The following is a 1,467-nucleotide window of genomic DNA, read 5'->3' as shown; positions in this document are numbered from 1 at the left end:
CTGGAGCCGCGCCCCTGGAGCCGCGCCGCTGGACTCGCCTCCTCGCGCCACGCCCGCCCGCTGCGCCGCCAAGTCGGCCGCAGCGCCGAGCCGTACCCGCCGTCAACTCCGCAAGCTTGCGGGCGTGGCCGACGGGAGGTGGTCGGAGCGGAACGCGGGGGTGATGGCAGGTTGGGGTGCCTGCCGGGATCATGGGCCTATGACCGAGGCCCGCCCCGATTCGCGCCGGATGACGATCAGCGACCCGCAGGTGATGCGGGCGATGGCCCATCCGGCCCGGATCGCGATCATGGAGTACCTGAACAGTCGCGAGAGCGGTGGGACCGCCACCGAGTGTGCCGAGATCGTTGGGCTGTCGCCGAGCGCAACCAGTTACCACCTGCGGGCGCTGGCGAAGTTCGGGCTGGTCGAGCAGGCGCCGAGCCGGGGGGACGCGCGCGAGCGGCTGTGGCGCGTGCCGAGTGTGAGTGTGCTGGTCGAGGCGGGTCGTGATGCCGGGCCCGAGGCGCGCGCGGCCGAGCAGGCGCTGGTGGAGGCGCATGCGGTCCGGGCCATGGAGCGGACCCGGGACTGGTTGCGGCGTGCCGGGGACGAGCCGGCCGAGTGGTACGACAAGGCCCTGTTCAGCGACACGCTGTTGCTGCTCACCGCCGAGGAACTGGCCGAGGTGAACGAGGCGGTGCTGGCACTGCTCCGGCCGTACCACCCGCGACGGCGGCAAGGTGATCCACCGCCGGGGGCTCGCACGGTCGCTGTGCAGTATCGGACGGTGCCGCTGGCATAGCCAGGCTTGCATGAATCAGTTGTGAAGGATTATTTTCGAAGTATGTCCTTCACAAATGACGAGTCGCGCTGGTCGGACGTCTGGCTAGCCGCCGCCGCTCGGGGCACCACTATCTGCGGTGACTTCCTTGCCGCGACCGCGTTGGCGCTGGCTCTGCAGGGTGCTGGTGCCAGCGGGCTGGCCGTGTCGGGGTTGCTGCTGGCCGCCACCCTGCCCCTGGTGGTGCTCGCCCCACTCGCGGGCCGCCTCGCCGACCGGACGGACAGCCGTACCCTGCTGGTGACCATCGGGTTCGGGCAGGCCGTGATCTGCGCGCTCCTCGCCGTCGTCGAGCATCCGGTCCTGGTGGTCGGGCTCGTCGCCCTGCTGGCCTGCGGGCTCGCGGTGACGCAACCCTGCCTCGCGGCGCTGCTGCCGGCGATGGTCCGCCCGGCCGACCTGCCACGGGCCAGCGCGATCAGTCAGACCGCCGTCTCGCTCGGCGCGCTCGGCGGCCCGGTGCTGGCCGGCCTGCTGGTGGGGCAGTTCGGCACCCGCGTACCGCTGCTTCTCGATGCCGCGACCTACCTGGCGCTCGTGGTCGCGGGCCTGCTGCTGCGGACCCGACGCGGCGGCCGACGGCCCACCGCCAGCCCGGCCGCCGCCAGAAACCAGGCACCCGCCGGCCTTGCCGCCGCGAGCAG

Annotated in this window: 2 protein-coding genes; both read left to right on the top strand. The window is 72.7% G+C overall.

The window, feature by feature from the left end:
* Nucleotides 1-199: 199 nt before the first annotated feature.
* Nucleotides 200-784: a winged helix-turn-helix domain-containing protein gene (locus PSH25_RS29050; RefSeq protein WP_238662060.1), complete on the top strand. Its 585-nt coding sequence runs from the start codon at nt 200-202 to the stop codon at nt 782-784.
* A gap of 42 nt (nt 785-826) precedes the next feature.
* The coding region (locus PSH25_RS29045) for an MFS transporter (RefSeq protein ID WP_238662059.1) at nt 827-1,467 on the top strand (641 nt) is incomplete at its 3' end.

Source organism: Micromonospora foliorum (assembly GCF_022229015.1).
In the GTDB taxonomy this organism is placed as follows: Bacteria; Actinomycetota; Actinomycetes; order Mycobacteriales; family Micromonosporaceae; genus Micromonospora; species Micromonospora foliorum.
This window is presented reverse-complemented; position numbering and strand designations above follow the sequence as displayed.

Excerpts from the sequence above, each read along its gene's own strand:
- PSH25_RS29050 (WP_238662060.1), top strand. The coding sequence starts at position 200 with ATGACCGAGGCCCGCCCCGATTCGCGCCGGATGACGATCAGCGACCCG.